Consider the following 24609-nt stretch of genomic DNA (forward strand, 5'->3'; position numbering starts at 1 on the left):
TCAGGGCGCCCCACCGCCGCACCTGGTGGAGGGCATCGACCACAGTGACCATGACGAGGAGTGACAATGCGAGCAGCTTCCACGCTCCGGACCCTTGACCGTCCTACCGTGGAGTTCTGCTGTGGCCTTGTTGAACCTTGGAATCGTCGCCCATGTTGACGCTGGAAAGACCAGCCTGACCGAGCGCCTGCTCTACGAGGCAGGCGCCGTATCCCAGTTGGGCAGCGTCGACGCCGGCACGACACGGACCGACTCGATGGAGCTGGAGCGCCGACGCGGCATCACCATCCGAGCGGCCGTCACGTCGATCGCCATCGGTGATCTGACCATCAACCTGCTGGACACCCCCGGCCATCCGGATTTCATCGCCGAGGTCGAGCGGTCGCTGGCCGTTCTCGACGCCGCCGTACTCGTGGTGTCGAGCGTCGAGGGGGTCCAGCCGCAGACCGTCGCCATCTGGCGGGCGCTGCGTCGCATCGGCGTACCGACGGTCTTCTTCCTGAACAAGGTGGACCGCCGCGGCGCCGACGTCGAGCGGGTGCTGACCCAGGTACGCCAGCGGCTCGGGGCGCGTCCGGTCCCGCTCACCACGGTCACCGGCCAGGGCGGGCGCGACGTCCGGGTGCGGGCCGTCGGCCTCGACGCCGAACCGGTGCTGGAGGCGGTCGCGGAGGTCGACGACGCGGTGGCGGCGCGGTGGCTGACAGACGAGCCGGTACGCGTCCGCGACGTCCGGCGTGCGATCCGGAACGCGGTGCGCCGCGCCGAGCTCACCCCGGTGGCGTGCGGCTCGGCGATCACCGGAGCAGGCGTACGGCAGCTGTGCCACCTCCTCGCCGACCTGCTGCCGCGTGGCGAGCAGCGGGACGGTCCGCTGGCGGGCACGGTGTTCGCCGTCGATCGGGACGGCCACGGCCGGCGGGCCTGGGTGCGATTGTGGTCCGGGCGTCTGCGGGTGCGCGATCGGGTGCAGCTGGCCGGAACCCGCGCGCAGACGGTGACCCAGATCGCCGTCATCGAGCCCGACGGCGTGCTGGTGCGCCAGTCGGTGTCCGCCGGTCAGATCGCCGCGGTGCGTGGCGTCTCGGCCCGGATCGGCCAGCACATCGGGGACCCGCCCCGGCGGCACGGCTACCGCTTTCCGCCGCCCACCCGGCAGGCGGTCGTCGAACCGGTGCAGCCGGAGCAGCGGCTGGCGATGTTCGCCGGTCTGGCCGAACTGGCCGACGAGGACCCGCTGGTGGACCTGCGGCTCGACGAGCAGCAGGCGGAGGCGGTGATCCGTCTGCACGGGGAGGTCCAGAAGGAGGTGCTCGCCGCTCTCCTCGAGGACCGGTACGGCGTCCGGGTGCGCTTCTCCGGCACGCTGACGGCCTGCATCGAGCGGGTCGTCGGCACCGGAGCCGCCGAGGATCGGGTGAACGAGCGCGGCAACCCGTACCTGGCCGGGCTCGGGTTACGGATCGAGGCCGCCCCGGTCGGGCACGGCATCGAGTTCCGTCCCGGCGTCGAACCCGGCCGGCTGCCACCGGCATTCGTCGCCGCCACCGAGGAGGGCGTACGGGCCGCGCTGCGGCATGGCCGGCACGGTTGGCCGGTCACCGACTGTGTGGTGACCATGACGGCTTCCCGGTATCTCCCGCGACAGAGCAGGCCGCATCAGAAGTTCGACAAGTCCATCTCGACAGTGGCGGCGGACTTCCGCCACCTCGCCCCGGTCGTGGTCGCCGCGGCGCTGCGTCGAGCCGGTACCCGGGTGTGCCAGCCGATCGAACGGTTCGACGTCAACCTTCCCCAGCGCACGGTGGAGACGGTGCTGGCGCTGCTCGGTAGGCGTGCAGGGGTGGTCCACGAGACCGCCGTCGCCGGCGGCTACCTCGAGGTGAGCGGCACCCTGCCGTCCTCCCGGGTGCCGCAGGTCGTCGCCGCCCTTCCCGACCTCACCGGCGGGGAGGCTGTCCTGACCACCACCTTCGACCACTACGCCCCGGTCACCAGGGAGGACCCGCCGACCCTGCCCCGGCGCGGACCGGACCCGGACGACCGGGAGGCGTGGTTCCGGGCCGTGCCGCGGTAGTCGCCGGCCCGATTCGGCGGTTGACCCCTCCCGCGCACACCGGGTCGTCGCTCACTGCCCGAGAGAGCGGTAGTGGAGGTGCAGGACGCCGTTTCGGAATCGGCGCTCGTCGAGGAGTTCGAGGTCGGTGCGCGTACCGGTCGGCATCCCGGGTTTGCCCCCGCCGACGACAACGGGCCAGATGAACAGATGGCATTCGTCGACCAGTCCGGCCTCGAAGGCCTGTGCCGCGAGGTTGGCACCTCCCACGGTGATATCGCTGCTGGCCGTGGCCTTCAGTTCGCGTACCGCGGCGGGGTCGAAACGGCGTTCGAGCCGGGTGTCGGCGGTTGACACCGAGGTGAGGGTCGTGGAGTAGACGACCTTTTTCGCCGCCTTCCAGGTGCGCGCGAATTCGGCCGTGAGGTCAGACTGCGCGGCCAGGGCCGGATTGGTCTCCCAGTGGGCCATCGATTCGTACAGGCGCCGGCCGTAGAGGAACGTGTCCGCGGACCGCAGGAGGTCGGTGCAGAGCACGAACACCTCATCGTCCATCGGCAACCACGCGAAGACGCCGCGGTCGTCCTCGATGTATCCGTCGAGCGACATGTTGGTCACGTAGATCAGCTTTGCCATGCGTCTGCCTTTCGGTGATCAGCGGCGAGGATCCGGGGGTTCGCCAACGCGGCGTCCAGCTTGGTGAACGCCTGGCGCCAACCCTCCTCGCTGGGATGTGTGAGGTGCTCCGGCAGCCACTGGCGGATCTCCAGGCGCGTCCGCCCCTCGGACGCGTCGTGGAACTCGACCCGCAACCTCGTCCGGAACGGCTCGATGCCCTCCTGCAGCCGGCCGCCGACGTGCATGAGGCCTTCGAGCAGTTCGCCGTCGGCGACGTCGGTGAGGGCGACGTGGACGTGCACGCGAAGGTCGGGGCTGGCTTCGTTGACCTCCGTCCACCGCTGGAAGCCGCCGGGGCGTACGTCGAACTCGATCTCGTCGCGCGGCAGTGAGTTGCCGGTCGGGCCCCACCACGCCGCCAGGTGGTCGGGGTCGGTGAAGGCTCGGTAGACGAGCTCCCGTGGCGCGTCGAACAGCCGGGAGATGACGAGCTGCGGAGTGTCGGCGTTCATTCGGGCTCCCGGGTGTCGTCGGCCATCTGATCGGTTGCCTGTCCGGCGGCCTGCACCGCGGCAAGGTGGGCATCGAGGCGGGTGAGGGACGAGTCCCAGAACCGCCGGTAGTGCTCGATCCAGTCGGCTGCTTCGCGGAGCGGGGCGGCCTCGAGGCGGCTCTCGCGCCACTTGCCCGACCGCGACCGCGAGATGAGCGCGGCGCGTTCGAGCACCTTGAGGTGCCGCGACACCGCTGGCATCGAGATGGAGAAGGAAGCGGTGAGGTCGGTGACCGTGGCGTCGCGTTCGGCCAGCTCGGCGAGGATCGCCCGTCGAGTCGGGTCGGCGAGCGCCGAGAACACCGCGCTGAGCTGATCGGTGCCAGCCATCCGAACCCCTCCCTTCACTTAACGAACATGTTAAGCGTATTGAGGTGGCGGCGATGGTGTCAACGGGATTCGTTCGCTGACACGGGCGGCGACTGCGGATCGGCGCCCTCGGGCGGGACGCGAGGCACCGGCACGGCTGGTTAGTCTGGGGACGCCCGGCCGGCCAAGCCGACCGGAGCACTGGTGCAGACCCGATCAGATCACCGCATCGCGATGAGCATGAGCGTGACCGGCCTGCGTACGCCGGGGATCGAGTTCGACGAACCGTCCTGCGTCGACAAGACCTTCCCGCAGTTCCACGAGGAGTTCGCCGCCCTGGCACGTGGCTGGGGCCTGTCACTGGACGAACGGGAAAGCAACGTCTGAGTCCGAAGCGGCAACCCCGACCGCGCCCTGGCCGGATGTCCGGGTACCTGTGTCACGGCTGCGGCGACTGCTGCGTGAGGATCAGTTGTCCGAGTTCCTGGGTGCATCGGGTGAGCGCGACGTAGAGGCCGTTCCAGCCGCGCGGCTCGGCGGCGACGCCCTGGGGGTCAATGAGGAGCGTCGCGTCCCATTCCAGCCCCTTGGACTGGGTGGCGGTGAGCACCGGCACATCACTCAGCACGGCCACGAGTTCGGCGACGCGGTCGGCGGGGGCGATGACGCCGACCGTGCCCCCGTGCCACCGGTGCCGCAGCTCCCGCACCGCTTCGGCGGCAGCACCAGCAAGCTCGGTGGGTGCGACAGTGCGCTGCCAGGGGGCGATGCCGGAGGAGCGCACCGCCCGGGGTGGCACGTTGTGGCTGCCCGCCTTCTTCAAGACCGGTTCGGTGAGGGCCATGACCTCGCGCGGGGTCCGGTAGCAGATGGTGAGTTCCGCGGCGGTCCACCGGTCTCCGAAAGCGGCCCGCACCGCTTGCGCCCAGCTGGTGTGCCGGTGGGCCGCCTCGGCCTGGTCGATGTCGCCGACGGCGGTGATGGAGCGACTGGGGCAGCGGCGGAGAACCATCTGCCACTGCATCTCGGACAGCTCCTGCGCCTCGTCGATGACGACGTGGCCGTACACCCAGCCGCGCTGCCGGCGAGCGCGGTCGGCGACGAACTCGCCAGGTGGTTGCGGGGCGTCGACCTCACCGAGCAGGTCGGCAAGGGCGTCGAGCAGGGGAATGTCGCTTGGTGCCCACCCGGCGGGCTCGGCCGCGACGGCGGTGATCTCCTCGGGGGACAGCTGCGGGGCGAACCGCGCCAGCAGGGCGCGGTCGGTCAGGAGATCACGCAGCAGGGTTTCGGGGTCGAGGGTGGGCCACCACGCCTCGACGAACCGGGCGATGGTGGCGTTCTCGGCGATACGGCACCGCAACTGTTCGATCTCCTCCTCGGAGAGCAACCCGTCGATGTCGCTGCCGGTGGGCGTCCGGGGGGAGCGGGGGTCGTGGCCCATTCCCTTGTCGACGCGGGCGAGGATGTCCTCGAAGCCCTCCTCCATCTCGTCCATCAGCGCCTCGCGTTGCTCGGCGACGACATCGGCGAGAAGGTGGTGCAGCTGCTCGGCGAACGCCGCGCGGGCGCGGTGGTACGGGCGGCCCTGCACCGCCGAGGCGAGCGCGTGCGCCACCGTCGGGGCGGGGATGACGAAGAACTCGCCCTCCCAGCGCAGCTTCAGCTCGCGGGGCCGGGGGAGCAGCGACGTGACGTGGTTTTCGAGCGCGGACTGCCAGAGGGCGCGGCCCTTGACCTCGGCGAGAAGCCGGCTCTCGTCGCGGCCCACCTGAACGTCGGCCAGCAGGGTGTCGCAGGTCGCCGAGACGACGGCGGTCTCACCGAGGGCGGGCAGCACCTGGGCGATGTACTGGAGGAACCGCGGCGAAGGGCCCAGAACCAGGACCGCCTGGTCGGCCATCTTCCGGTGGGTGAACAGCAGGTACGCGACGCGGTGCAGCGCAACAACCGTCTTGCCGGTGCCGGGACCGCCCTGAACGATCAGCGGGCCGGTCGCCTCCGCCCGGATGATGTCGTCCTGTTCGCGTTGCAGGGTGGCGATCGCCGTCGACATGCGACCGGTGCGCCGCTGGTCGAGGGCGGCCAGCAGCGCGCCTTCGCCGACGAGTTCGGCAGTCGCGGTGCCGTCCAGAGGCTCGTCGTCCACGCCGGCGACAGTCGACCCCGTGGTGCGTATGTGCCGGCGCCGCGCCTGACCCTGGGGGTCGACAGCCGTCGCGGTGTAGAACGGCCGGGCCGCGGGAGCGCGCCAGTCCACCAGCAGTGGCTCACTGTCCGCACCCTCGTCGCGCAGACCGACACGGCCGACGTGGCGAACGGTGCCATCGAGACCGTCGAGGCGGCCGAAGACCAGCCCTTCCCCTGCTCGCTGGAGCTCGTCGTACTGCTGGCGGAGCATGCGCTGGCGGGCCTGCGCCAACGCGTCGGCGGCCGCTGCCGACAGCTCGACCCGTAGCTGGTCGGCCAGCGTGTCGCGCCGGGCCGTGGCCACGTCGAGAAACGCCTGTTCCTCGGCGATCGCGGATCGGCGCGCGAGGTCCTTTGCGGGAGTTGCCGGTGATTCCTCGACACCAGCAGTGCCGTTGTTCAGAGCAGACTTCCGGCGCATTCGCAAGTCCTTGTCTGGGTATCCGTCGGGCCCGGATGAGCCGCAGTGCGGTCGGCGGCAAGCATAGGGTTGCGTTTCCCTCGTCGCCCAGGAAGTTCGCCGGCAGAGATGGGACTCTCAATACCTTGCAGTTTCGGATCGCTTGTGGCCCCGCTCAATCTCCATTTCCATTACGCAACTCCTTCGGCGGCCGGCTCGTTGGTGACCAGGGCGGCGGACGGAGGCGGACGATGGCGGCGGGGCGGGGTGCCGAACTGCTGCGCCCTCCACGGAGTTCGGGTCGAGCGACGTTCCTGGAGCTGTTCTTCGACCTGGCCTTCGTTGTGGCCCTCACCCGGGTCTCGCAGCGATTCGCCGAGTTGCGCGACGACACGGGTTGGGCGCTCGGCACGGGGTTCGGGCGTACCCTGCTGCTCTTTCTGGCGCTCTGGTTGATCTGGTCGCACACCGTCTGGATCACCAGTCGGTACGAACCGGAGCGGTCGATCATTCAAGCCGTCGTCGTCGGCACCATGTTCGCCGGACTGGTCATGGCGGTGACGCTGCCCCGCGCCCTGGAGGAGCGAGCGCTGCCGTTCACGGTCGCGTACCTGATGGTGATGGTGGTGCGACCGCTGGTGGTCGCCGTCGCGCTGCGTGGCCATCCGCGACGGCTGGTGCCGTTCCGGCTTGTCGTCTGGGCTCTGGTGAGCACGCCGTTGTGGTTGGCCGGCGCGTTGGGACCGGATCACCTCCGCCTGCCGCTGTGGGTTGCCGCCCTCGCTGTCGACTACCTTGCCTGGGCATTGGGCTGGCCGCTGCCGTGGCTCGGGGTTTCGAGAGTGGGCCGGTGGCAGATCGACGGGACCCATCTCGCGGACCGTTATCAGCAGATGGTGCTCATCGCTCTCGGTGAGTCGATTCTGGTTGTCGGCACGGTCTTCGGCGGCGCGGACTATTCGGCCGGGCGGGCAGCCGCTTTCTCGATAGCGTTCGTCACCAGCGCGCTGCTCTGGCGGATCTACTTCTATCGCGCCGGTCTGCTGTTGACGGAGACGTTCGGCCGGGCGGGTATGCCGGGTCAGTTGGGCGCGGTGTCGGGATGGACGCACCTGGTGATCGTGCTCAGCGTCCTCGTCACGGCTGTCGGCTACGAGTTGGTGATCGATCATCCGTACGGGCAGCCGCGGCCCGGTTGGCTGCTGTTCGTGGTGGGCGGTCCGACACTCTTCCTCGTTGCCCGGATGCGGCTGGAGTACGAGATTTTCGGCCAGGCCTCCCGACCCCAGATCATCGGCGTGGCCGTTCTGTTGCTGGTCACGCCGGTGCTGACCCGCTGGGCGCCGATGGCCGGTCTGAGCGTGGTGGCCGTTGTGCTGGCTTTGGTCGTGCTCCTCGGCGCGCTGCGAGGGCGGGGCCGGTCGCTGGAGTTCTCCGCCTCGCCGATCGGACGGGAGGCGTCCGGAGATCGCGACTCCGAGGCGTGACGCGGCTGTCGTCGATCGTCGCAGTGACCCATGTCGTCGCGTACCCGCCCGGCGCCTCCCGCGTCGCGCGTTGACGTCGCACCGGCCCTGCCGTCGCAGCTGGTGACGAGCGACACCCGCAGCAGCCGGGCCAGATAGAACGGTCGGTCTTGACGGCGGGGTCGACTGGCGGGTACGTTCCTCACAGACAGAACGTTCGTTCTACCTGGTATTCGCCGGGTGTGCGGCTGTCTCTGGAGGAGAGCGCCATGCCTACCAAGATCACCCTCATCATCGGCAATCCCGCCGACCCCGCCGAGTTCGAGAAGGTCTACGCCGACGTGCGCCGGGCCGCGGAGACGTTCCCGAAGCTCCAGCGGGTCGAGTCGGCCAAGGTGTGGCCGAAGGAAGACGGCACGCCCACTCCCGCCTACCGGACGCTCGACCTGTACTTCGCCAGCTACGAGGACGCCTCCGCCGCAGTCGCGACGCCCGCTGCCGGCGCCGTCTTCGGTGGGCTCCAGGGCGCTCAGGTGGAGATCACGGGGCTGTTCTCGGACATCGAGTAGCACCGCCGTCCCGTCCCGGCGGTGGCCGCACCCCGCCGGGCGCCCCTTCGCTCCGGAATCACCGAGAGGATGACCATGACCACCCTTGCCGTTCCCGGCATCTCGACGACGGCCGCTGCCTTGCGGCGGCTCTACTTCGGTCGCTTCGCCTTCGCAATCGTCTGGGCCGCCGTGACGTTCCCACTCGCCAAGCACCTGAACCCCCTCACCGCCGCGCTGCTCGTGCTCTATCCGCTGTTCGACGTGGCCGCCGCCATCGTCGATGTTCGTGCGTCGCGGGCCACCGGATCGCCCACCCTGCTGTACGTGAACGTCGCGATCAGCCTCCTCGCCGCGGTGGGCCTGGGCATCGCCGGCGCGTCCGGCATCCCCGCGGTCCTGCGCGTCTGGGGCGCCTGGGCGGTCGTGGCCGGGCTGGTGCAGCTGATCGTGGGCGTCACCCGCCGCCGGATGGGCGGCCAGTGGCCGATGATCATCAGCGGTGGCATCTCCGTACTCGCCGGTGGATCGTTCATCGCGGCTGCCTCCGCGGACAACCCGGCGCTGACCAACGCGATCGGCTACGCCATCCCCGGCGCTATCTTCTTCCTCATCGCGGCCATCCGCCTCGGCCGCGCCGCGGAGGGGAACTGACGTGCAGAACGCCACGTACGACGTCGTAGTCATCGGCGCGGGGCCGGTGGGGGAGAACGTCGCCGACCGCGTCGTGCGGGGCGGCCTGACCGCCGCAATCGTCGAGCGGGAACTGGTTGGCGGTGAGTGCTCGTACTGGGCCTGCATGCCGACCAAGGCGTTGCTGCGCAGCCAGTCAGCGCTCCGGGCGGCTCGTCAGCTGCCCGGCGCGCGCGAGGCGGTGACCGGCGAGTTGGACGCGGCGGCAGTGCTGCGCCGCCGGGACTCCTTCGTGTCGAACTGGACGGACGACGGGCAGGTGTCCTGGCTGAACTCGGCGGGGATCGCGCTGCATCGCGGCCAGGGGCGGATCAGCTCCGACCGCGTCGTCGAGGTGACCGGCGCGGACGGCGCCACCACCTCGCTCACCGCCCGACACGCGGTCGTCATCGCGACCGGAAGCAGCGCACTGGTGCCGGACATCGCCGGTCTGCGCGAGGCGGCACCGTGGACCAGCCGTGCGGCCGCCGCCGCGAGCGAGGTTCCCGGCCGGCTCGCCATCATCGGCGGTGGCGTGGTGGCCGCGGAGATGGCGACGGCGTACGCCGGTCTCGGATCGACGGTGACGGTGCTCGCTCGGGACGGGGTGCTCACGAAGGCGGAGCCGTTCGTCGGCGAGCGGGTCACGCAGTCCCTGCGGGATGCTGGCGTGTCCGTCCACCTCGGTGTCGAGGCCACCTCGGTGCGCCGCGACGGCGACGGCACGCTGCACATCACGCTCACCGACGGCGGACAGGTCGACGCCGACGAAATCCTCGTCGCGATCGGCCGTACGCCGAACACGCAGGACGTCGGCCTCGACCGGGTCGGCCTGAAGCCCGGTGCCTGGCTCACTGTCGACGACACCCTGCGGGTGGTCGACGGCTCCGGCGCGTTGATCGGCGATGGATGGCTGTACGCGGCCGGGGACGTCAACCGGCGGGTGCTCCTGACCCACCAGGGCAAGTACCAGGCTCGCGCGGCGGGCGACGTGATCGCCGCGCGAGCCAGGGGGGAAGCGGCAGACGACCGCCCGTGGGGTCGGCACGTCGCCACCGCCGACGCGTACGCCGTGCCGCAGGTCGTCTTCACCGACCCGGAGGTCGCCTCGGTCGGGCTGACCGCCGCCGCCGCCGAGGGCGCCGGGCTGCGCATCCGGGTCGTCGACTACGACCTGGGCGCCGTCGCTGGGGCAGCGCTGCACGCCGACGGCTACCAGGGGCATGCCCGGATGGTCGTGGACGAGGACCGGCGGGTCATCGTCGGCTTCACCCTCGTCGGCCCGGACGTGGCGGAACTTCTCCAGGCCGCGACGATCGCCATCGTCGGTGAGGTCCCCCTGGAGCGGCTGTGGCACGCCGTGCCCGCGTACCCGACCGTCAGCGAGGTCTGGCTGCGCCTGCTGGAGGCGTACGGCCGCTGACCTGAGCTGCTCGGCCGTGCGCGCTGTCGCAGCTGCGGCGCGGCTCGGCCGTAGTGGACACACGAAGGAGCTGGGTCATCCCCGCCTGGGGGTGGCCCAGCTCGAGGTCGTGCGGGCGGCGGTCGGGCGAGAAACTAGCGGGCCGACTCTGCCGACTGACGTTCCGAGTTGATTCGCAGGAGTCCTTCGACCCCGCGCAGGAAGGTCTCGGACACCAACGTGGGGTCGGTGAGACATCCGGCGGCCATGGCGCCGTCCCGGAGCATGACGAAGTGACGCGCGGCAGGATCGGCAGTTTCCTCGTGGACCTGTGCCATGAGCATGGTGATGGTGTCCAGGAACCACTGCCGGTGGGCCAGGAGTTCCTGGTGCACGGGATGGTTCGTGTCGGGGTATTCCGCTGCGGCGTTCAGGAACGCGCACCCGCGGAAACCGGGGGACTGGATGTTCTGGGCGATGGAACCGGCGATGGCCAGGAGTGGGTCGACCGGCGATCGGTTGGTGGCCAGAGCCTCGTCGACCATGCCGCGCTCCAGCTGATGCACCTCACGCAGGTAGGCCAGGATCAGGTCGTCCTTGCTGGGGAAGTGCCGGTAGAAGGTGGCCCTGGTCACCTTCGCCTCGGCGATGATCCGGTCGACGCCGACGGAGTGGATGCCCTCCGTGTAGAAGATCCTGGTCGCCGTGCGGAGAAGCCTGAGTCGTGCCTCGGAAGGCCGGGCGTCGGGTTCGTCGCGCGTCATCCTCCCATCCTAGCGACAGAACGTTCGGTCTGGTCTGTTTCCACGGTATGGTGTGCGGCACCCGCTACCGGGTGCCGCACAAAGATTTGATGATCCACTCAATTTTTTCATCTGGCCGACGGTGGCCTCGAAAATGCTGAACTCTGGATGCTGCAACCCACCTGAGCCGGGGACAGCGGACCGATGCGTGCCGCTGGGAGAGATGTTCGGTGGGCCGTCCTCGTCGTCCCTTCTGCACACCGCGAGCAGCGGGCGGTGCGGCATCTCGAAAGGACTCCGAATGAGCGCTACTCCTGACATGTCGGGCCAGGAAGCAGGAATGCCGACAGTTGTACTGGTCCACGGGGCATTCGCCGGCTCGTCCAGTTGGAATGGTGTGATCGCCAACCTCAGGGGTCGGGGTTATCCGGTCATCGCCGTCGCCAACCCGCTGCGGGGTGTACAGAAGGACGCCGCTTACGTTCGGGCTCTTCTGGACAGCTTGTCCGGACCTGTCGTGATGGCCGCCCATTCCTACGGCGGGCTGGTCATGACCGAGGCCGCGGCCGGCGCCTCCAACGTCAAGGCACTGGTGTACGTCGCCAGCGTGAGCCCGGACGTGGGCGAGAGCGTGATCGGTCTGCTCGGCATGTACCCCGGAAGTCAGCTCGCCACCAGCATCAACATGGTGCCGATCCCCTCCGACGACGGCGGCATGACTATGGATCAGTACATCCTGCAGGACAAGTTCCCCGAGGTTTTCGCCGCCGACGTCGACCCGGGCACCGCCGAGATCATGGCGGCGACGCAGCGGCCCGCTTCGGCGAGCGCCCAGGAGGAGGGCGTGACCAAGGCCGCCTGGAAGACGATCCCCTCCTGGACCCTGATCACCACTCAGGACCTGGGCATCCCGCCGGACCTGCAGCGCTTTCTGGCCGACAGGGCGGGGTCCACGGCAGTGGAGGTCGCCGCGTCCCACGCGGTGGCGGTTTCGCAGCCCGGCCCGGTCGCAGACCTCATCGACACCGCCGCCCGCGCCACCGCGCGCTCGATGCAGATGTCCAAGAGTCGTCAGGGTTGACCAGGCTTGCCGACGCGGCGGTCCGGTTCATTCCACCACCGAGAGCGCCGAGCAGAGCGGAGCCCAAGTCGAGCGTCCGAAGCTGCCATGATGCTCCGGTGAGTCAGACAGCGGAATGGGACCGCGTGGTCGAGGGCGTTCGTGTTTGTTTCATGGCCGGCCAGGACGACGAACCGGAGACGGCCGACAACATCGATGCGCACCTGTGCCTCGCTGATGGCACCCGTCGTTACGCCACGTTCATGACGACGGATGAGATCGGCCGTCTCCTGCAACGGTGGGCTGGGACCGGGGAGGTTGGTGGCGGCCGATACTTCTGGTGCTCCGATCTGGTCATCATTCCAAGGCCCGGTGTCGAGGCGATGGTGGCGGCCCTGGCAGAGATGATCCGATCCGGGGACATCGACGTGATGCTCGGCGAGGTGAAGGACAGCGTGGTCTAGATCGTTGACCGGTATTTCTCCTCTTCACTCGTGCCACTACTATCTCCTCCGCTTCCGGTCAATGGTCCCGAATGGAACCCCTGTCCGGAAACCTCCAGGCAGCCCAATGCTGGGATCTTGATTTGCTGGTCTTGTCGTACCGGGTCCCTACGATGCGCCGATGACGCGATTCGTGGAGCAGCCCGACTACGAGGGTGCGGAGTTCATCGACCTGTCAATGGCCAGCGCAACCTTCCGCGAAGTGGATCTCAGCGGCGCCCGGATGCGTGGCGTGCTGCTGTTGGACGCCGACATCGACGGGGCGATCGACGGCCTGCGCGTCAACGGCGTGGAGGTCATGCCATTGATCGAGGCCGAGCTGGATCGCCTGCACCCCGAACGGCTTCGACTGCAGCCAACCACACCCGAGACCATGCGCGATGCGGTGGATGTCATCGAGGAGCTGTGGCAAGCGACGCTGCGACGCGCAAGCGTGCTGCCAGAGGAAGCCGTCCACAGATCAGTGAACGACGAATGGTCTCTCGCCCAAACCCTGCGCCACACGATCTTCGTCGTGGACGCCTGGTATGGCCACGCGGCGGCCCTTCGCCCGAACCCGTTCCATCCGATCGGCGTACCCGCATCGTTCACCACCAACGGCACCGAGTTCGGCATCGACGAGTCGGCCGCGCCCACCCTCGGCGAAATCCTCGCCGTGCGCGCCGAGCGGATCGCCGATCTGCGCGCATATCTGGCGCAGGTCACGCAGGAGGAGCTGGACCGCGTGCGGGGGCCGAACACCGCGATCGGCTGCCCGCCGCCCGCCGAACGTACGGCGGTCAAGTGCCTGCAAGTCATCTTCAGCGACCAGTGGGCGCACGTGCAGTTCGCCGACCGCGACCTGGCCATCCTGGAACAGGAGTATGCCTGATACTCCGGGAGGTCCACTGCTACACCGTCCGCGTACTCGTTTGATAGGCCAAACGCAGAATTCGCCGGTGGTGTTGATGTGGTAGGTGTGACACGTCGCGGTGGTCGCGCAGATCCACGCCGAGGCGGCGGTGTCGCCGCCACTGGCAGCCGTTGTGCAACGACAGCTCTCCGCCCTGCGGGCCGCGATCGCCGAGTTGGTGCCCGACTCGCGTCGCCCGCAGGCCGAGCAGATCGCCGAAGCCTTCGTGGCCCTCAGCACCAGTTACAGCCTGCAACTGGCGATCCGGGGTGACCTGGATTCCGCACCCTTCACCACCGCTCTGATGGCGATCATCAAGGGTTAGGCGGGCGGGACGCGACCGGCCTCAGCCGGGCGGCCGGCGTCCGGGTGTCGGCCTGCGCCCGTCTGTCCGCGTCACACGCAAAGAGAGCAGTCTTTCATTTCGGATACCGGTCATGCCGCCGGTGGTCCCGCCCGCAGGAGGACGAAATCATGCCGTTGGCTCATCTCGCTGCGATCAACCTGGAATGCTCGGATCCGGCCAGACTGGCCCACTTCTGGGCCGCCATGCTCGATGGTGAGGTGGCCGGCCACCCCTTCTGCCTGCGCCGCTAGGGCCTCTCGCGAGGGGCGGTGGAGTCGAGGTGGGTCAGGCCCCCTCGGGCGCGCTCTGGGCTGGTCGTCCGGGACGGGCGTCCGCTGGCGTGTCCCCGAGTGCGGTAAGCATCGTGCGCAGCAGTCCCGCCAGTTGTTCCTGCTCGTCGGGGCGCAGTGCGCCGATCAGTCGGGCCTCGTTGGCGACGTGATCGGCCATGGCCTGGTCGACGACCTCGCGGCCGCGATCGGTCAGGGTGACCAGGACGCTGCGGCGGTTCGTGGGATCGGTTTCGCGGCTGACCAGGGAGCGCGCCTCCAGGCGGTCGATCCGGTTGGTGATGGCCCCCGAGGTGATCATCGAGGTGGCCGCGAGGTCACCCGCCGTCAGCCGGTACGGAGGACCCGAGCGCAGCAGGGTGGCGAGAAGGTCGAACTCCCAGGTCTGCAGCCCCCGGGTGGCGAAGTGCTCGCTGAGCCCGCGCTCCAGCAGCCGCGACGCGCGCTGGATGCGTCCGACCACGCCCATGGGACTGGCGTCCAGGTCCGGCCGTTCGGCCCGCCACTGGTCCAGGATCCGGTCCAGGCTGTCGGCCATCACTCTCCTCAACGTTGAACTGTTTGACGTCAAGATACCAGTCGTGATTTTATCTCAACGTCGAACAGTTCAACGTTGAGAGGTTTCTGTGCTCGAAGCCCATCCCCGCCGGGAGGCCGCCCTCCCACCCGGTCGCCCGACGACGGGCGGCTGGGCGATCACCGGACTCGCCTCGATCGCACCCGTGACCTGGGGCACCACCTATCTCGTCACCACCCAGTGGTTGCCACCTGACCGCCCGCTCCTGTCCGGAGTCCTGCGCGCGCTGCCGGCCGGCCTCATCGCTCTCCTGATCGCCAGGCGGCTGCCGAGCGGCGTCTGGTGGTGGCGCACGGCCGCGCTGGGCACGCTCAACATCGGGGCGTTCTTCGTGCTCCTGTTCGTGGCGGCGTACCGGCTGCCGGGCGGCGTCGCGGCCACGCTCTCGGCGGCGCAACCGCTCATCGTCGCCGGACTGGCCGTGGTCCTGCTCGGAGAGCGCCCGAGCCGGTGGCGACTCGGCTGGGCTGTCGTCGGTGTGGCAGGCATCGGGCTGATGGTCCTGCGCGGGCGGCTGGGCTTCGACCCGCTGGGACTCGCGGCCGGCTTCGCCGGCACCGCGGTGATGGCCGCCGGGACCGTGCTGACCAAGCGGTGGGGGCGACCGCCCGGCGTCGGCGTGCTGGCCTTGACCGGCTGGCAACTCACCGCCGGTGGGCTGCTGATCGCCCCGCTCGCCCTGGCCGTCGAGGGCCTGCCGCCCAGGCTGGACGCGCCCGCCCTGGGCGGGTACGCCTGGCTGTCCCTGGTCGGGACCGGTCTGGCCTACACGCTCTGGTTCACCGGCGTGGCACGCCTGCCCGTCACGGCGATGTCGTTCCTACCGCTGCTGTCGCCAGTCGTCGCCGCGGCCCTGGGCTGGTTGGTCCTCGGGCAGTCCCTCACCGCCACCCAGCTCCTCGGCTTCGGCCTCGCCATGGTCTCCATCTCCGCCGCACAACTGGACTCGAACCAGCACCTACGCGCCCGACTCACCGGAAAGAGCTGACGATCATGCGTATCACCGTTTTCGGAGCGGCCGGCACCACCGGGAGTCGGATCGTCGCGGAGGCCCTGAGTCGTGGCCACGACGTCACGGCCGTCGTACGGGACCCGGCCCGGCTCGCCCAACTGCCCCCGGCCGCGATCCACCGGGTCGGCGATGCCGCCGACGTCGACGCCGTCGTCGAGCTGAGTGCCGGCCAGGACGTCGTGGTCACGGCGACCCGCCCGCCGATCGGCCACGAACACGAACTCGTGGCCGTCGCGACGACGCTGCTCGCCGGGCTGTCCCGCACCGGCGCGCGGCTGCTGGCCGTCGGCGGCGCGGGCAGTCTGACCGTGCCGGGCTCGGGTGGCACGCTCGTGGTCGACGACCCGGCGTACGTGCCACCAGCCTGGCGAGCGATCGCCCTGGCCTGCAACGACCAGCTCGCCGTCTTCCGCGCGAGCACCGACGTGGACTGGACCTACGTCAGCCCCGCCGCGATCCTCGAACCGGGTGCGCGCACCGGCTCCTACCGGCTCGGTGCCGACGAGCTGCTGGTCGACCCGGCCGGCGCCTCCGCCATCTCCACCGAGGATCTCGCCGTGGCGCTGCTGGACGAGGTCGAACGGCCCCGCCACCGTCGTACCAGGTTCACCGTCGCGCGGACCCGGACACCTCCCGTGTCAGCTACCGGAGCTGCGGACCGATAGACGGCGCGAGATCCGCCCGACCGGCTGGGGAACGACGGGACGTTCCCTCGGCCCAGCGGACCGCCGGGCGCATGGCGAGCGCCGCCGCGACGAACATCCCGCCCAGCAAAAGCCAGCCCGGTGCGCCCCAGGTGACGATCAACGTGGTGAGCAGAAGGGGGCCCAGCACGCGTGCGACAGCGGTGCCGGCGCCGAAGAAGCCCTGGTACTGGCCCTGACGCCCGGCGGGCGCCAGCCCAAAGCTGATCTCCCAGGAGCCGGATGCCTGCATCATCTCGCCGGCGACCTGCAGACCCGCGGCCAGGAGCAGGACGGCAGCGGCCTGCCAGGGCGCCGCGCCGAGGCCGGAGAGGGCGAACACGCCGCACGAGGCGAACATCATGAGCCCGGAGTACCGAACGAGGCGGGTGGCGCTACGAAGGTCGGTGACCCGGCGGGCGATCCGGACCTGGAACAGCACGACGCTGAGGGTGTTGAGGACCAGGATCGCCGCGACGATCCACCGGGGCGCCTCGGTGCGCTGCGTGACCCACAGGGGAATGACGAGGCTGAGCAGCGGCATGTAGAGCAGCAGGACGGCGTTGAGCAGCGTGATCACGGCGTACGGGCGGTCGCTGAGCACGGCGAGCGCCCGTGCGTCGCCGCCGGTGCCCGACGTGGCCGGCACGGCCGGTAGCCCGCGCAGCACCAGGGCGGCGACGAGGAAGCTCGCCGCGTCGACGCCGAACACCGTCAGGTAGGCCTGCGGAGTGTCGAGAAAGAGGGCCAGGCCGCCCAGCGCGGCGCCGATGGCCAGACCGGCGTTGGCCCTGGACTGGAGGGTGGCCCGCACCCGGGTGCGGTCGGCCGACTCGACGAGCCCCGCGAGGAGAGCCTGCCGGGCAGCGCTCAAACCGCCCTGACAGCAGGCGTACGCGCAGGTGGCCAGCACGAACAGCGGGAACGACCGGACGAACAGGAACGAGCCGATGGTCGCACCGGTCAGGGCGGCCAGCAGGATCGCGGCGCCCCGGGGGCCGCGCCGGTCGGCGAGGTGCCCGAGGAGGACTCCGGCGGCGGCGCCGACCGCCCAACCGGTGGTCAGGCCCAGGCCGATCTGGGTGGGAGACAGGCCGATGATCCGGGCGAAGAAGAGGGCCGAGCAGACGTAGAAGGCGCCGTCCCCGACGGAGTTGATGAACTGGGCGAGGGCGAGAACCCGGGCCGGGCTTCTGGTCACGAACGCACGTCCGGTCGGCCGTCCCGGGACCGCTTCAGCTCGTAGAAGCCGGCGGTACCGGCGACGAGCAGCACCCCGTCCCACAGCCGCCCAGCCGCCTCGCCACGCGGCACGGGGCTGACGACAGGCCCGAAGAAGACGTGCCCGTCGACGTGGATCGACGGTGTGCCGGGGGCGTCGCCCATCGGAGCCATGCCCTCGTCGTGGCTCGCGCGCAGCGCCTTGTCGTACTCGGTGCTCTCGGCGGCCTCGGCGAGTCGCCCGTCGAGACCGAGTTCGGTGAGCGCGTCGACGTACAGCTGACGTCCGACGGGTGCGGAGTCCAGGTGGATACGGTTCCCCAGCGCGGTGTACAGGTCCCGCAGGACCTCGCGGCCGTACGTCTGCTCGGCGGCGGTCAGCACCCGCACGGGGCCCATGCCCGGTCGGAGCCACTCCGCGTACCAGTCGTCCAGGTCGTCCCGGCCCTCGTTGAGCACCGTCAGGCTCATCACGCGGAACCGGACCCGAACATCACGGACGCGCTCGGTCTCCAGCAGCCAGCGCGAGGCGATCCACGCCCATGGGCATCGCGGGTCGAACCACAGGTCAACGATTGTCATACCGCGACGCTACGAAGCGGTCGGGCCAGAAAGGAGAGCCGATCGGGTACGGGAAAATTGGGCCAATTCAGCCTCGTGGACCGCTGCCGAGCACTCGGGCCAGGGTGTCGAGCGCGGCTGGGTAACCGCCCTCGTTGGGCGTGCCGTAGCCGATGATGAGACCGGGTGGGTGATCGCCGGGAGTGTGCCAGTGGTCGCCCAGACCGCCCAGCGCCAGGCCGTGCGCCGCCGCTCGGTCGAGGACCTCCCGCTCACTGGGGCCGGTGGTGGGCAGGCTGACCATCGCGTGCAGACCGGCGGCTATCCCGTGCAGGGCGACGTGGCGTCCGAGCCGGCTGACGAGGAGGTCGCGTCGACGCCGGTAGCGAAGCCGGCACGCGCGGATGTGCCTGTCGTACGCGTGGCTGGTGATCAGATCGGCGAGGGCGAGCTGGCCGATCGCCTCGGTGTGCAGATCGGTGTGCCGCTTGTCGCGTACCACCGGTTCGACAAGGCGTCCGGGCAGCACCATCCAGGCCAGCCGCAGGGCGGGCCCGAGGGTCTTCGCGGCCGTACCCACGTAGACGACGTGCTCCGGCGCCATCCCCTGGAGCGCGCCGACGGGCTGGCGGTCGTACCGGAACTCGCCGTCGTAGTCGTCCTCGATGATCAGGCCCGCGCGCTCCCTTGCCCAGGTGGTGGCGGCGTGCCGGCGGTGCGGGTGCAGTGTCACTCCGGTGGGGTACTGGTGCGCCGGGGTCACCACTACCGACCGCACCGCCGCGAACGCGGGCGTGCCGAGCAGGTCCGTGCGGGCGCCGCGTTCGTCGACCGGCAGTGCGACGACCTCGGCGCGGGCGTGCCTGACCACGTCGCGGTGGAAGCTGAGGCCGGGGTCCTCCATCGCGAGCACCGCACCGTCGAGTACGCCGGCGAGCAGGGCGAGGGCCTGCACGTACCCGGACGTGATCACGATCTGGTCCGGGTGGGCCAGAACGCCCCGAGCGCGCCCCAGATAGTCCGCCAGCGCGGTACGCAGTTCGATCCGGCCGCGCGGGTCGCCGTAGTCGTAGGCGGTCACCGGGGCGGTGGCCAGAGCCCGTCGGGTGGCCCGCAGCCAGGCGGCAGTCGGGAAGGTGGAAACGTCGGGGCTGCCGGGCCGGAGGTCGTAGCGCAGCGCGGGCACGTCGGCCGCCGGCTGCGCGGCCGGCGCCCGGCTGCCGGCCAGATCGGCGACGATGGTGCCCGAGCCCGTCCGGGCGTTGAGGTAGCCCTCGGCGACCAGTTGGTCGTACGCGGCGCTCACCGTCCCGCGTGCCAGGCCGAGTTCCAGCGCGAGCGTGCGGGTGGACGGCAGTCGGGTCTCCGGCGTCAGCCGCCCGGCCCGGATGGCTTCGCGCAACGCCCGCTCGAGGCCCGCTCGTCGACCGGACGCCGGATCGAACTCCAGGTGCAGGTCAACCCCGAAAGCGGCCCAGTCAATCGACACGGTTTCGAACCCTAACACCGGGCCAATGACTGCTCAGGGACGTGAGCTACGCCCTCGACGCGCGAACGCGCGGGCCGGACAGGCGGCTGGCGGCCTGGCATTCTGTGCGGATGCGACGGGTCACCGTGCTGGGCAGTTCTGGCGCCTTCCCCGAGCCGGGCCGTGCCTGTAGCGGGTTCGCCGTGGACTGGGACGGCTACCGCCTGGTGCTCGACTTGGGCTACGCCACGCTGCCGCGGCTGCTCAGGCACTGGCCGGATGGCGCGGTTGACGCTGTCGTCGTCACCCATGAGCACCCCGATCACTGCGTCGACCTGCACGGGCTGTTCCGGAGGCGGCTCTACGGCGCCCCCGGTGCGCCACGGCTGGCGTTGTACTGCCCGCCGGGTGTGCTCGACCGGCTCGGCGGCCTGGAGCCGGACGTCGACCTGCACGCGGTCTTCGACCTGCATCCGCTGCCCGGCGCCTACCGGGTGGGGCCCTTCGACCTGACCGGGTTGGCCCTTGTGCATCACGTGCCCAACGCGGGCATCCGCATCGAGGCCGACGGGATGGTCGTGGCCTACTCCGGGGACACCGGCCCGACCCCTCTGCTGGCCGAACTCGGCCGCGACGCCGATCTGTTCATCGTCGAGGCCACCGACCGCGGCGGGGAGACCGACGGACCCACCCGCAATCTGATGACCTCGACCGAGGCCGGCCAGTGGGCTCGACGGGCGGGTGCCCGCCGGCTGATGCTCACCCACTTCTGGCCCGGCAACGACCGGGCCGCCGCCGTGGCGGCCGCGCAGCGGGAGTTCGACGGGCCGGTGCTGGCGGCCGGCGAAGACCTCGCCGTCATGCTCGACACACCAGATCGGACGACGGAAAGCGGGAGGCGGGAGGCAGGATGAGTGCTCGCACGGTGGGATTCATCGGGCTCGGCATCATGGGCGTGCCCATGGCGACGAACCTCGTCAACGCGGGCGTCGACGTGGTCGTCTGGGCACGTACGCCCGGGCCCGTCGCGGAACTCGTCGCCGCCGGAGCGCGCGCGGCCGACGACCTCCCGGGGGTGTTCGACGCCGCCGAGACGATCATCCTGATGCTGCGCGACGAGGCGGCCGTCGACGCCGTTCTCGGGCGGGGGACCGACGAGTTCGTCCGCCGTGTACGCGGACACACGGTCGTCCAGATGGGCACCTTCACGACCGCGTACGCGCGGACGCTCGCCGTCCAGGTCAGCGAATCCGGCGGACGGTACGTCGAGGCCCCGGTGTCGGGGTCTCGCGGACCCGCCACGGAGGGCACGCTCGTGGCCATGCTCGCCGGCGACGACGAGGCGATCGGGCATGTCGAGCCGCTCATCGACGCGATGTGCGCGCAGCGGTTCCGGTGTGGCGCGGTGCCGGCGGCACTGTCGATGAAGCTCGCCGTCAACACGTTCCTGATCACCATGGTGACGGGCCTGGCCGAGACGTTCCACTTCGCGGCGCAGACCGGCGCGGACACGGAGGTGCTGCGGGCCGTACTCGAATCCGGGCCGATGGCATCGGTCGTCTCCCGGGGTAAGGCGCGCAAGCTCACCGAGGGCGACCTCGCCCCGCAGGCGGCGATCGCCGACGTCCTCAAGAACGCCCGCCTCATCGAGGACGCCGCGGTCGCCACGGGGACGGCGCATCCCCTCATCCGGGTGAGCCGGGAGCTGTACCAGGAGGCGGTCGACAACGGCCAGGGCGCGATCGACATGATCGGCGTGATCACCGCTCTGGAGGCGCGAACGAGGTCGACCCGTGACAGCGCGTAGTTCGTCGCACCGTCCGGGGCGCGCTGCGGGCTCGCCGCATAGGCTTCGGCGATGGGTGGCCTGCTGAACGGTCCGCGCGACGCCGTGAATCCCCTTCGCCAGCTCACGATCGGCCAACTGCGCCAACGGACGAGCCTGAAGTGGCGGGAGTACCCCGACGACGTACTGCCGCTCTGGGTGGCCGAGATGGACGTGCCGCTGGCCGCGCCGGTCGCCAACGCGATCACCCACGCCGTCGCGCGCGGCGACACCGGTTACACCGCCGGCACGGCGTACCCGCAGGCGCTTGCGGAGTTCGCCCGGCGGCGGTGGGGTTGGGACGGGCTGGCCGTGGAGCGCACCGCGCTGGTGCCCGACGTGATGCACGGCGTCGTCGAGGCCCTGCGGCTGGTCACCGGGCCGGGAGACGCGGTGGTCGTCAACTGCCCGGTCTATCCGCCGTTCTACGAGTTCGTGGCGCACGCCGGCCGCCGGATCGTGGAGGCGCCGCTCGGCGGGGACCTGCGGATCGATCTCGACACGCTGCGGGACGCGTTCCGGCAGGCGCGGTCCGGTGGGCGGCCGGCGGCGTACCTGCTGTGCAGTCCGCACAACCCGACGGGTGTCCTGCACACCGCTGACGAGTTGGCCGCCGTCGCCCACCTGGCCGAGCGGCACGGGGTGCGGGTGATCGCCGACGAGATCCACGCTCCGGTGGTGCTCGGGGGAGCGCGCTTCGTGCCGTACCTCTCGGTGCCGGGCGCCGAGAACGGCCTGTCGCTGATGTCCGCCTCCAAGGGGTGGAACCTGGCCGGCCTGCGCGGCGGGCTGCTGATCGCCGGCCCGGCCGCGGCGGGCGACCTCGCCCGCGTTCCGTTCGAGGTCAGCGTCAGCACCAGCCACCTCGGCGTGATCGCCCACACCGCCGCCTTGCGTGACGGCGGCGAGTGGCTCGACGCCCTGCTGAGGGGCCTGGACGACAACCGTCGGCTCCTCGCCGCGCTGCTTGCCGAGCATCTGCCGGCCATCCGGTACGAGCCCGGTCAGGCCACCTATCTCGCCTGGCTCGACTGCCGCGCCCTGGGCCTGGGTGACGACCCCTCGGCCGTGTTCCTCGACCGAGGCCGGGTCGCGCTCAACTCCGGTACGACCTTCGGCACCGGGGGCGGCGGTCACGTCCGGCTGAATCTGGCCACCGCGCCGGAGCTGATCACCGAGGCGGTACGCCGTATGGCCCTCGCCGTCGCGTGACAGGCCCCGCGCGACGTGGTCGACCAGACGGTGCCGGTGCTACCGGCGGTTGCGGGACTCGGCCTCGGCGTCGAGCAGGTCGTTCAGTGTCAGCGCGGAGTTGATCAGCGACAGGTGGCTGAACGCCTGGGGATAGTTGCCGATCTGCTCCCCGGTCGCGGCGATCTCCTCGGCGTAGAGACCCAGGTGGTTGCTGAAGGTGAACATCTTCTCGAACGTGAGTCGGGCGTCGTCGAGGCGGCCGGAGCGGGCCAGCGCCTCGACGTACCAGAAGGTGCACATGTTGAACGTGCCCTCATGGCCGGGGAGACCGTCGGGGGAGTGGACCGGGTCGTACCTGTGGACCAGGCTGTCGGAGACCAGTTCGCGTTCGATCGCGTGCAGGGTGGACTGCCACAGCGGGTCGCTCGGCGTGACGAAACCGACCGACGGCATGGCGAGCAGCGCCGCGTCCAGCACGCTCTCGTCGTACGCCTGCACGAAGGTGCCGCGTTCGCGGTTGTATCCGCGGGCCATGACCTGGTCGTAGATCCGGTTGCGCTGCTCGGTCCAGCAGGTCATGTCCCCGGGCCGGCCGGTCCGCGTGGCCAGCCGGATGGCCCGGTCCAGCGCCACCCACGACATCACCCGCCCGAAGGTGTAGTTGCGGGGGTGGTGGCGGCTCTCCCAGATGCCGGCGTCGCGCTTGTCCCAGTTGTGGCAGAGCCAGTCGACGAGCCGGACGGTGCTCTTCCACACCTGGTGCGAGACGCGGATGCCCTGTTCGTCGGCGAGGTGCATGGCGTAGAGCGCCTCGCCGTGGATGTCGAGCTGCAGCTGGTCGGCGGCGCCGTTGCCGATCCGCACCGGCCGCGAGCCGCAGTAGCCCTCCAGGTGATCGAGAACCTCCTCGTGCAGGTCGGAGGAGCCGTCCACCCGGTACATGATCTTCAGGGGGTCCTGGTGGTCGCCGGCTTCCCGGATCCGTTCGTCCAGCCAGTTCATGTACCGGCTGACCTCCTCGGTGAAGCCGAGCCCGAGCAGCGCGTGCACCGAGAACGACGTGTCGCGTACCCAGGTGTAGCGGTAGTCCCAGTTGCGGGTTCCGCCGACCAGTTCGGGCAGCGCCGCAGTGGGCGCGGCGATCATCGCGCCGGTCGGGGCGTACGTCATGAGTTTCAGCGTGATCGCGGAGCGCTCGACCATCTCCCGCCATCGGCCGGTGTAACGGGAACGTTCGACCCAGCGCCGCCAGTAGTCCCGGGTCCACTCGAACATGCCCTGGATCTCTTCCGCCGGGATGACGCGCGGCTCGGTACCGGCGGTCTCCAGGACCACCCCGCCGGTGTCGCCTTCGTTCAGGGTGCCGAACCCGACGAAGTCGTCGCCCTCGAGGTGGATCTCGCCGCGTTCCGAGATCAACCGGCCCGTGGGGTCCACCGGGTTGAACGTCAGCGACGCCGACCGGCTGCGAAAGACGTAGCCGTTGCGGTGACGCTCCAGCTGATGCGCTTCCCGGGCGTAGTCGAACCGCGGCCGGCACTCCACCCGGAAGCGCATGCTGCCGCGGACCATGGTGACGATGCGGACCAGGCGGTGCGCGTCGGTGGCCCGCTCGCCGGTCACCGGCATGAAGTCCATCACCTCGGCCACGCCGTCCGCGCTGATGAACCGGGTGATCAGGATAGGCGTGCCGGGGAGGTAGAGCTGTTTGGTGACGTACCGGACGTCGTGCGGCGCGATGCGGAAGTAGCCGCCCTTGTCCTTGTCCAGCAGGGCGGCGAAGATGCTCGGCGAGTCGAAGCGCGGCGCGCAGAACCAGTCGACAGTGCCGTCACACGTCACCAGCGCGGCGGTCTGCAGGTCGCCGATGAGTCCGTGATCCTCGATCGCCGGATAGCTGTCCACGTCTCTCCCCGGTTCGGCTGCGTCCTGCGCTTCGAACCTAGGGGCAGAACCGGTCGGCTCAGGTGAGATTCACGTTCAGCCACCCTGTCGAATGCCGCGCGGGGAACGCTCGTTC

Annotated in this window: 26 protein-coding genes; 16 read left to right on the plus strand and 10 right to left on the minus strand. The window is 70.3% G+C overall.

Annotated elements, in window-relative coordinates:
- Window positions 1–121: 121 nt before the first annotated feature.
- Complete coding sequence (locus AB0B39_RS17650; RefSeq protein ID WP_357574811.1) at window positions 122–2077, plus strand: translation factor GTPase family protein; 1956 nt, start codon at window positions 122–124, stop codon at window positions 2075–2077.
- A 51-nt stretch (window positions 2078–2128) separates the two neighbouring features.
- Here the strand turns inward: AB0B39_RS17650 and AB0B39_RS17655 are convergent, their stop codons facing one another.
- The 3 genes from AB0B39_RS17655 to AB0B39_RS17665 are packed head-to-tail and all read right to left on the minus strand — an operon-like array spanning window position 2129 to window position 3557.
- On the minus strand, window positions 2129–2692 hold the full coding sequence (locus tag AB0B39_RS17655) for a dihydrofolate reductase family protein (RefSeq protein WP_357489492.1): 564 nt from the start codon (window positions 2690–2692) through the stop codon (window positions 2129–2131).
- The gene (locus AB0B39_RS17660) at window positions 2680–3186 is read right to left on the minus strand and encodes an SRPBCC domain-containing protein (RefSeq protein WP_357574812.1); all 507 of its coding nucleotides are present in this window, start codon (window positions 3184–3186) and stop codon (window positions 2680–2682) included. The genes AB0B39_RS17655 and AB0B39_RS17660 overlap by 13 nt, the downstream gene beginning before the upstream one ends.
- A complete protein-coding gene (locus tag AB0B39_RS17665; RefSeq protein ID WP_234581809.1) occupies window positions 3183–3557 on the minus strand; it encodes a metalloregulator ArsR/SmtB family transcription factor in 375 nt (124 codons plus the stop codon). Before AB0B39_RS17665 ends, AB0B39_RS17660 begins: the two co-directional genes overlap by 4 nt.
- Window positions 3558–3737: 180 nt before the next feature.
- On the opposite strand from AB0B39_RS17665, the gene AB0B39_RS17670 reads away from it, so the two are divergent.
- Window positions 3738–3923 (plus strand): hypothetical protein, encoded by a 186-nt coding sequence (locus AB0B39_RS17670; protein ID WP_357490581.1) that lies wholly within the window; start codon window positions 3738–3740, stop codon window positions 3921–3923.
- A gap of 52 nt (window positions 3924–3975) precedes the next feature.
- On the opposite strand, the gene AB0B39_RS17675 is transcribed toward AB0B39_RS17670, so the two are convergent.
- Window positions 3976–6147, minus strand: coding sequence for a UvrD-helicase domain-containing protein (locus AB0B39_RS17675; protein ID WP_357574813.1), 2172 nt, complete (start codon window positions 6145–6147; stop codon window positions 3976–3978).
- Window positions 6148–6272: 125 nt separating this feature from the next.
- Between AB0B39_RS17675 and AB0B39_RS17680 the strand changes: the two genes are divergently transcribed.
- The 4 genes from AB0B39_RS17680 to AB0B39_RS17695 all read left to right on the plus strand — a co-directional run bounded on the left by AB0B39_RS17680 (window position 6273) and on the right by AB0B39_RS17695 (window position 10235).
- Entirely contained in the window at window positions 6273–7613 is a 1341-nt protein-coding gene (locus AB0B39_RS17680; protein ID WP_357574814.1) for a low temperature requirement protein A, read from the plus strand.
- A 248-nt stretch (window positions 7614–7861) separates the two neighbouring features.
- A complete protein-coding gene (locus tag AB0B39_RS17685; RefSeq protein WP_357489500.1) occupies window positions 7862–8161 on the plus strand; it encodes a hypothetical protein in 300 nt (99 codons plus the stop codon).
- A gap of 75 nt (window positions 8162–8236) precedes the next feature.
- The gene (locus AB0B39_RS17690) at window positions 8237–8794 is read left to right on the plus strand and encodes a hypothetical protein (protein ID WP_357574815.1); all 558 of its coding nucleotides are present in this window, start codon (window positions 8237–8239) and stop codon (window positions 8792–8794) included.
- A 1-nt stretch (window position 8795) separates the two neighbouring features.
- Entirely contained in the window at window positions 8796–10235 is a 1440-nt protein-coding gene (locus tag AB0B39_RS17695) for an NAD(P)/FAD-dependent oxidoreductase (protein ID WP_357574816.1), read from the plus strand.
- A 134-nt stretch (window positions 10236–10369) separates the two neighbouring features.
- Here AB0B39_RS17695 and AB0B39_RS17700 read toward each other — a convergent pair whose 3' ends face one another.
- The gene (locus tag AB0B39_RS17700; RefSeq protein ID WP_234581802.1) at window positions 10370–10978 is read right to left on the minus strand and encodes a TetR/AcrR family transcriptional regulator; all 609 of its coding nucleotides are present in this window, start codon (window positions 10976–10978) and stop codon (window positions 10370–10372) included.
- A 298-nt stretch (window positions 10979–11276) separates the two neighbouring features.
- Here AB0B39_RS17700 and AB0B39_RS17705 point away from each other — a divergent pair, with 298 nt between their 5' ends.
- The 5 genes from AB0B39_RS17705 to AB0B39_RS17725 all read left to right on the plus strand — a co-directional run bounded on the left by AB0B39_RS17705 (window position 11277) and on the right by AB0B39_RS17725 (window position 14009).
- The gene (locus AB0B39_RS17705) at window positions 11277–12038 is read left to right on the plus strand and encodes an alpha/beta hydrolase (RefSeq protein WP_357489504.1); all 762 of its coding nucleotides are present in this window, start codon (window positions 11277–11279) and stop codon (window positions 12036–12038) included.
- A gap of 98 nt (window positions 12039–12136) precedes the next feature.
- Entirely contained in the window at window positions 12137–12481 is a 345-nt protein-coding gene (locus AB0B39_RS17710) for a hypothetical protein (RefSeq protein WP_357489506.1), read from the plus strand.
- A 160-nt stretch (window positions 12482–12641) separates the two neighbouring features.
- On the plus strand, window positions 12642–13391 hold the full coding sequence (locus AB0B39_RS17715; RefSeq protein ID WP_357574817.1) for a DinB family protein: 750 nt from the start codon (window positions 12642–12644) through the stop codon (window positions 13389–13391).
- A gap of 100 nt (window positions 13392–13491) precedes the next feature.
- Window positions 13492–13737 (plus strand): hypothetical protein, encoded by a 246-nt coding sequence (locus tag AB0B39_RS17720; protein ID WP_357489510.1) that lies wholly within the window; start codon window positions 13492–13494, stop codon window positions 13735–13737.
- A gap of 149 nt (window positions 13738–13886) precedes the next feature.
- Window positions 13887–14009: a VOC family protein gene (locus AB0B39_RS17725; RefSeq protein ID WP_357489512.1), complete on the plus strand. Its 123-nt coding sequence runs from the start codon at window positions 13887–13889 to the stop codon at window positions 14007–14009.
- A 34-nt stretch (window positions 14010–14043) separates the two neighbouring features.
- On the opposite strand, the gene AB0B39_RS17730 is transcribed toward AB0B39_RS17725, so the two are convergent.
- Window positions 14044–14586 carry a MarR family transcriptional regulator gene (locus tag AB0B39_RS17730; protein ID WP_357574818.1) on the minus strand — a complete coding sequence of 181 codons (543 nt, stop codon included), beginning with the start codon at window positions 14584–14586 and terminating at the stop codon, window positions 14044–14046.
- 88 nt (window positions 14587–14674) lie between these two features.
- Here AB0B39_RS17730 and AB0B39_RS17735 point away from each other — a divergent pair, with 88 nt between their 5' ends.
- Both AB0B39_RS17735 and AB0B39_RS17740 read left to right on the plus strand, forming a co-directional pair.
- The gene (locus tag AB0B39_RS17735; RefSeq protein WP_357574819.1) at window positions 14675–15613 is read left to right on the plus strand and encodes an EamA family transporter; all 939 of its coding nucleotides are present in this window, start codon (window positions 14675–14677) and stop codon (window positions 15611–15613) included.
- A 5-nt stretch (window positions 15614–15618) separates the two neighbouring features.
- Window positions 15619–16302 (plus strand): NAD(P)H-binding protein, encoded by a 684-nt coding sequence (locus AB0B39_RS17740; RefSeq protein ID WP_357574820.1) that lies wholly within the window; start codon window positions 15619–15621, stop codon window positions 16300–16302.
- Here AB0B39_RS17740 and AB0B39_RS17745 read toward each other — a convergent pair.
- From AB0B39_RS17745 to AB0B39_RS17755, 3 genes are all read right to left on the minus strand, one after another.
- Entirely contained in the window at window positions 16280–17521 is a 1242-nt protein-coding gene (locus AB0B39_RS17745) for an MFS transporter (RefSeq protein ID WP_357574821.1), read from the minus strand. The genes AB0B39_RS17740 and AB0B39_RS17745 overlap by 23 nt on opposite strands.
- Entirely contained in the window at window positions 17518–18123 is a 606-nt protein-coding gene (locus AB0B39_RS17750; RefSeq protein ID WP_357489522.1) for a disulfide bond formation protein DsbA, read from the minus strand. The genes AB0B39_RS17745 and AB0B39_RS17750 overlap by 4 nt, the downstream gene beginning before the upstream one ends.
- Window positions 18124–18190: 67 nt before the next feature.
- On the minus strand, window positions 18191–19591 hold the full coding sequence (locus tag AB0B39_RS17755) for a PLP-dependent aminotransferase family protein (protein WP_357574822.1): 1401 nt from the start codon (window positions 19589–19591) through the stop codon (window positions 18191–18193).
- A gap of 110 nt (window positions 19592–19701) precedes the next feature.
- On the opposite strand from AB0B39_RS17755, the gene AB0B39_RS17760 reads away from it, so the two are divergent.
- From AB0B39_RS17760 to AB0B39_RS17770, 3 genes are read left to right on the plus strand one after another with little or no spacing between them, the layout of a single operon-like run.
- Window positions 19702–20484 carry an MBL fold metallo-hydrolase gene (locus AB0B39_RS17760; protein ID WP_357574823.1) on the plus strand — a complete coding sequence of 261 codons (783 nt, stop codon included), beginning with the start codon at window positions 19702–19704 and terminating at the stop codon, window positions 20482–20484.
- A complete protein-coding gene (locus AB0B39_RS17765) occupies window positions 20481–21377 on the plus strand; it encodes an NAD(P)-dependent oxidoreductase (protein ID WP_357574824.1) in 897 nt (298 codons plus the stop codon). The genes AB0B39_RS17760 and AB0B39_RS17765 overlap by 4 nt, the downstream gene beginning before the upstream one ends.
- Before the next feature lie 51 nt (window positions 21378–21428).
- The gene (locus AB0B39_RS17770; protein ID WP_357574825.1) at window positions 21429–22607 is read left to right on the plus strand and encodes an aminotransferase class I/II-fold pyridoxal phosphate-dependent enzyme; all 1179 of its coding nucleotides are present in this window, start codon (window positions 21429–21431) and stop codon (window positions 22605–22607) included.
- Window positions 22608–22646: 39 nt separating this feature from the next.
- On the opposite strand, the gene AB0B39_RS17775 is transcribed toward AB0B39_RS17770, so the two are convergent.
- Window positions 22647–24494: a glycoside hydrolase family 15 protein gene (locus tag AB0B39_RS17775; protein ID WP_357489532.1), complete on the minus strand. Its 1848-nt coding sequence runs from the start codon at window positions 24492–24494 to the stop codon at window positions 22647–22649.
- Window positions 24495–24609: the final 115 nt, after the last annotated feature.

Origin of the sequence: Micromonospora sp. NPDC049114 (assembly GCF_040648635.1) — a bacterium.
Lineage (GTDB): Bacteria > Actinomycetota > Actinomycetes > Mycobacteriales > Micromonosporaceae > Micromonospora.

Coding starts and splice junctions, on each gene's coding strand:
- AB0B39_RS17655 (WP_357489492.1), bottom strand. CDS start 2,692: ATGGCAAAGCTGATCTACGTGACCAACATGTCGCTCGACGGATACATC.
- AB0B39_RS17660 (WP_357574812.1), bottom strand. CDS start 3,186: ATGAACGCCGACACTCCGCAGCTCGTCATCTCCCGGCTGTTCGACGCG.
- AB0B39_RS17665 (WP_234581809.1), bottom strand. CDS start 3,557: ATGGCTGGCACCGATCAGCTCAGCGCGGTGTTCTCGGCGCTCGCCGAC.
- AB0B39_RS17675 (WP_357574813.1), bottom strand. CDS start 6,147: ATGCGCCGGAAGTCTGCTCTGAACAACGGCACTGCTGGTGTCGAGGAA.
- AB0B39_RS17685 (WP_357489500.1), top strand. CDS start 7,862: ATGCCTACCAAGATCACCCTCATCATCGGCAATCCCGCCGACCCCGCC.
- AB0B39_RS17690 (WP_357574815.1), top strand. CDS start 8,237: ATGACCACCCTTGCCGTTCCCGGCATCTCGACGACGGCCGCTGCCTTG.
- AB0B39_RS17700 (WP_234581802.1), bottom strand. CDS start 10,978: ATGACGCGCGACGAACCCGACGCCCGGCCTTCCGAGGCACGACTCAGG.
- AB0B39_RS17705 (WP_357489504.1), top strand. CDS start 11,277: ATGTCGGGCCAGGAAGCAGGAATGCCGACAGTTGTACTGGTCCACGGG.
- AB0B39_RS17715 (WP_357574817.1), top strand. CDS start 12,642: ATGACGCGATTCGTGGAGCAGCCCGACTACGAGGGTGCGGAGTTCATC.
- AB0B39_RS17725 (WP_357489512.1), top strand. CDS start 13,887: ATGCCGTTGGCTCATCTCGCTGCGATCAACCTGGAATGCTCGGATCCG.
- AB0B39_RS17730 (WP_357574818.1), bottom strand. CDS start 14,586: ATGGCCGACAGCCTGGACCGGATCCTGGACCAGTGGCGGGCCGAACGG.
- AB0B39_RS17740 (WP_357574820.1), top strand. CDS start 15,619: ATGCGTATCACCGTTTTCGGAGCGGCCGGCACCACCGGGAGTCGGATC.
- AB0B39_RS17750 (WP_357489522.1), bottom strand. CDS start 18,123: ATGACAATCGTTGACCTGTGGTTCGACCCGCGATGCCCATGGGCGTGG.
- AB0B39_RS17760 (WP_357574823.1), top strand. CDS start 19,702: ATGCGACGGGTCACCGTGCTGGGCAGTTCTGGCGCCTTCCCCGAGCCG.
- AB0B39_RS17765 (WP_357574824.1), top strand. CDS start 20,481: ATGAGTGCTCGCACGGTGGGATTCATCGGGCTCGGCATCATGGGCGTG.
- AB0B39_RS17770 (WP_357574825.1), top strand. CDS start 21,429: ATGGGTGGCCTGCTGAACGGTCCGCGCGACGCCGTGAATCCCCTTCGC.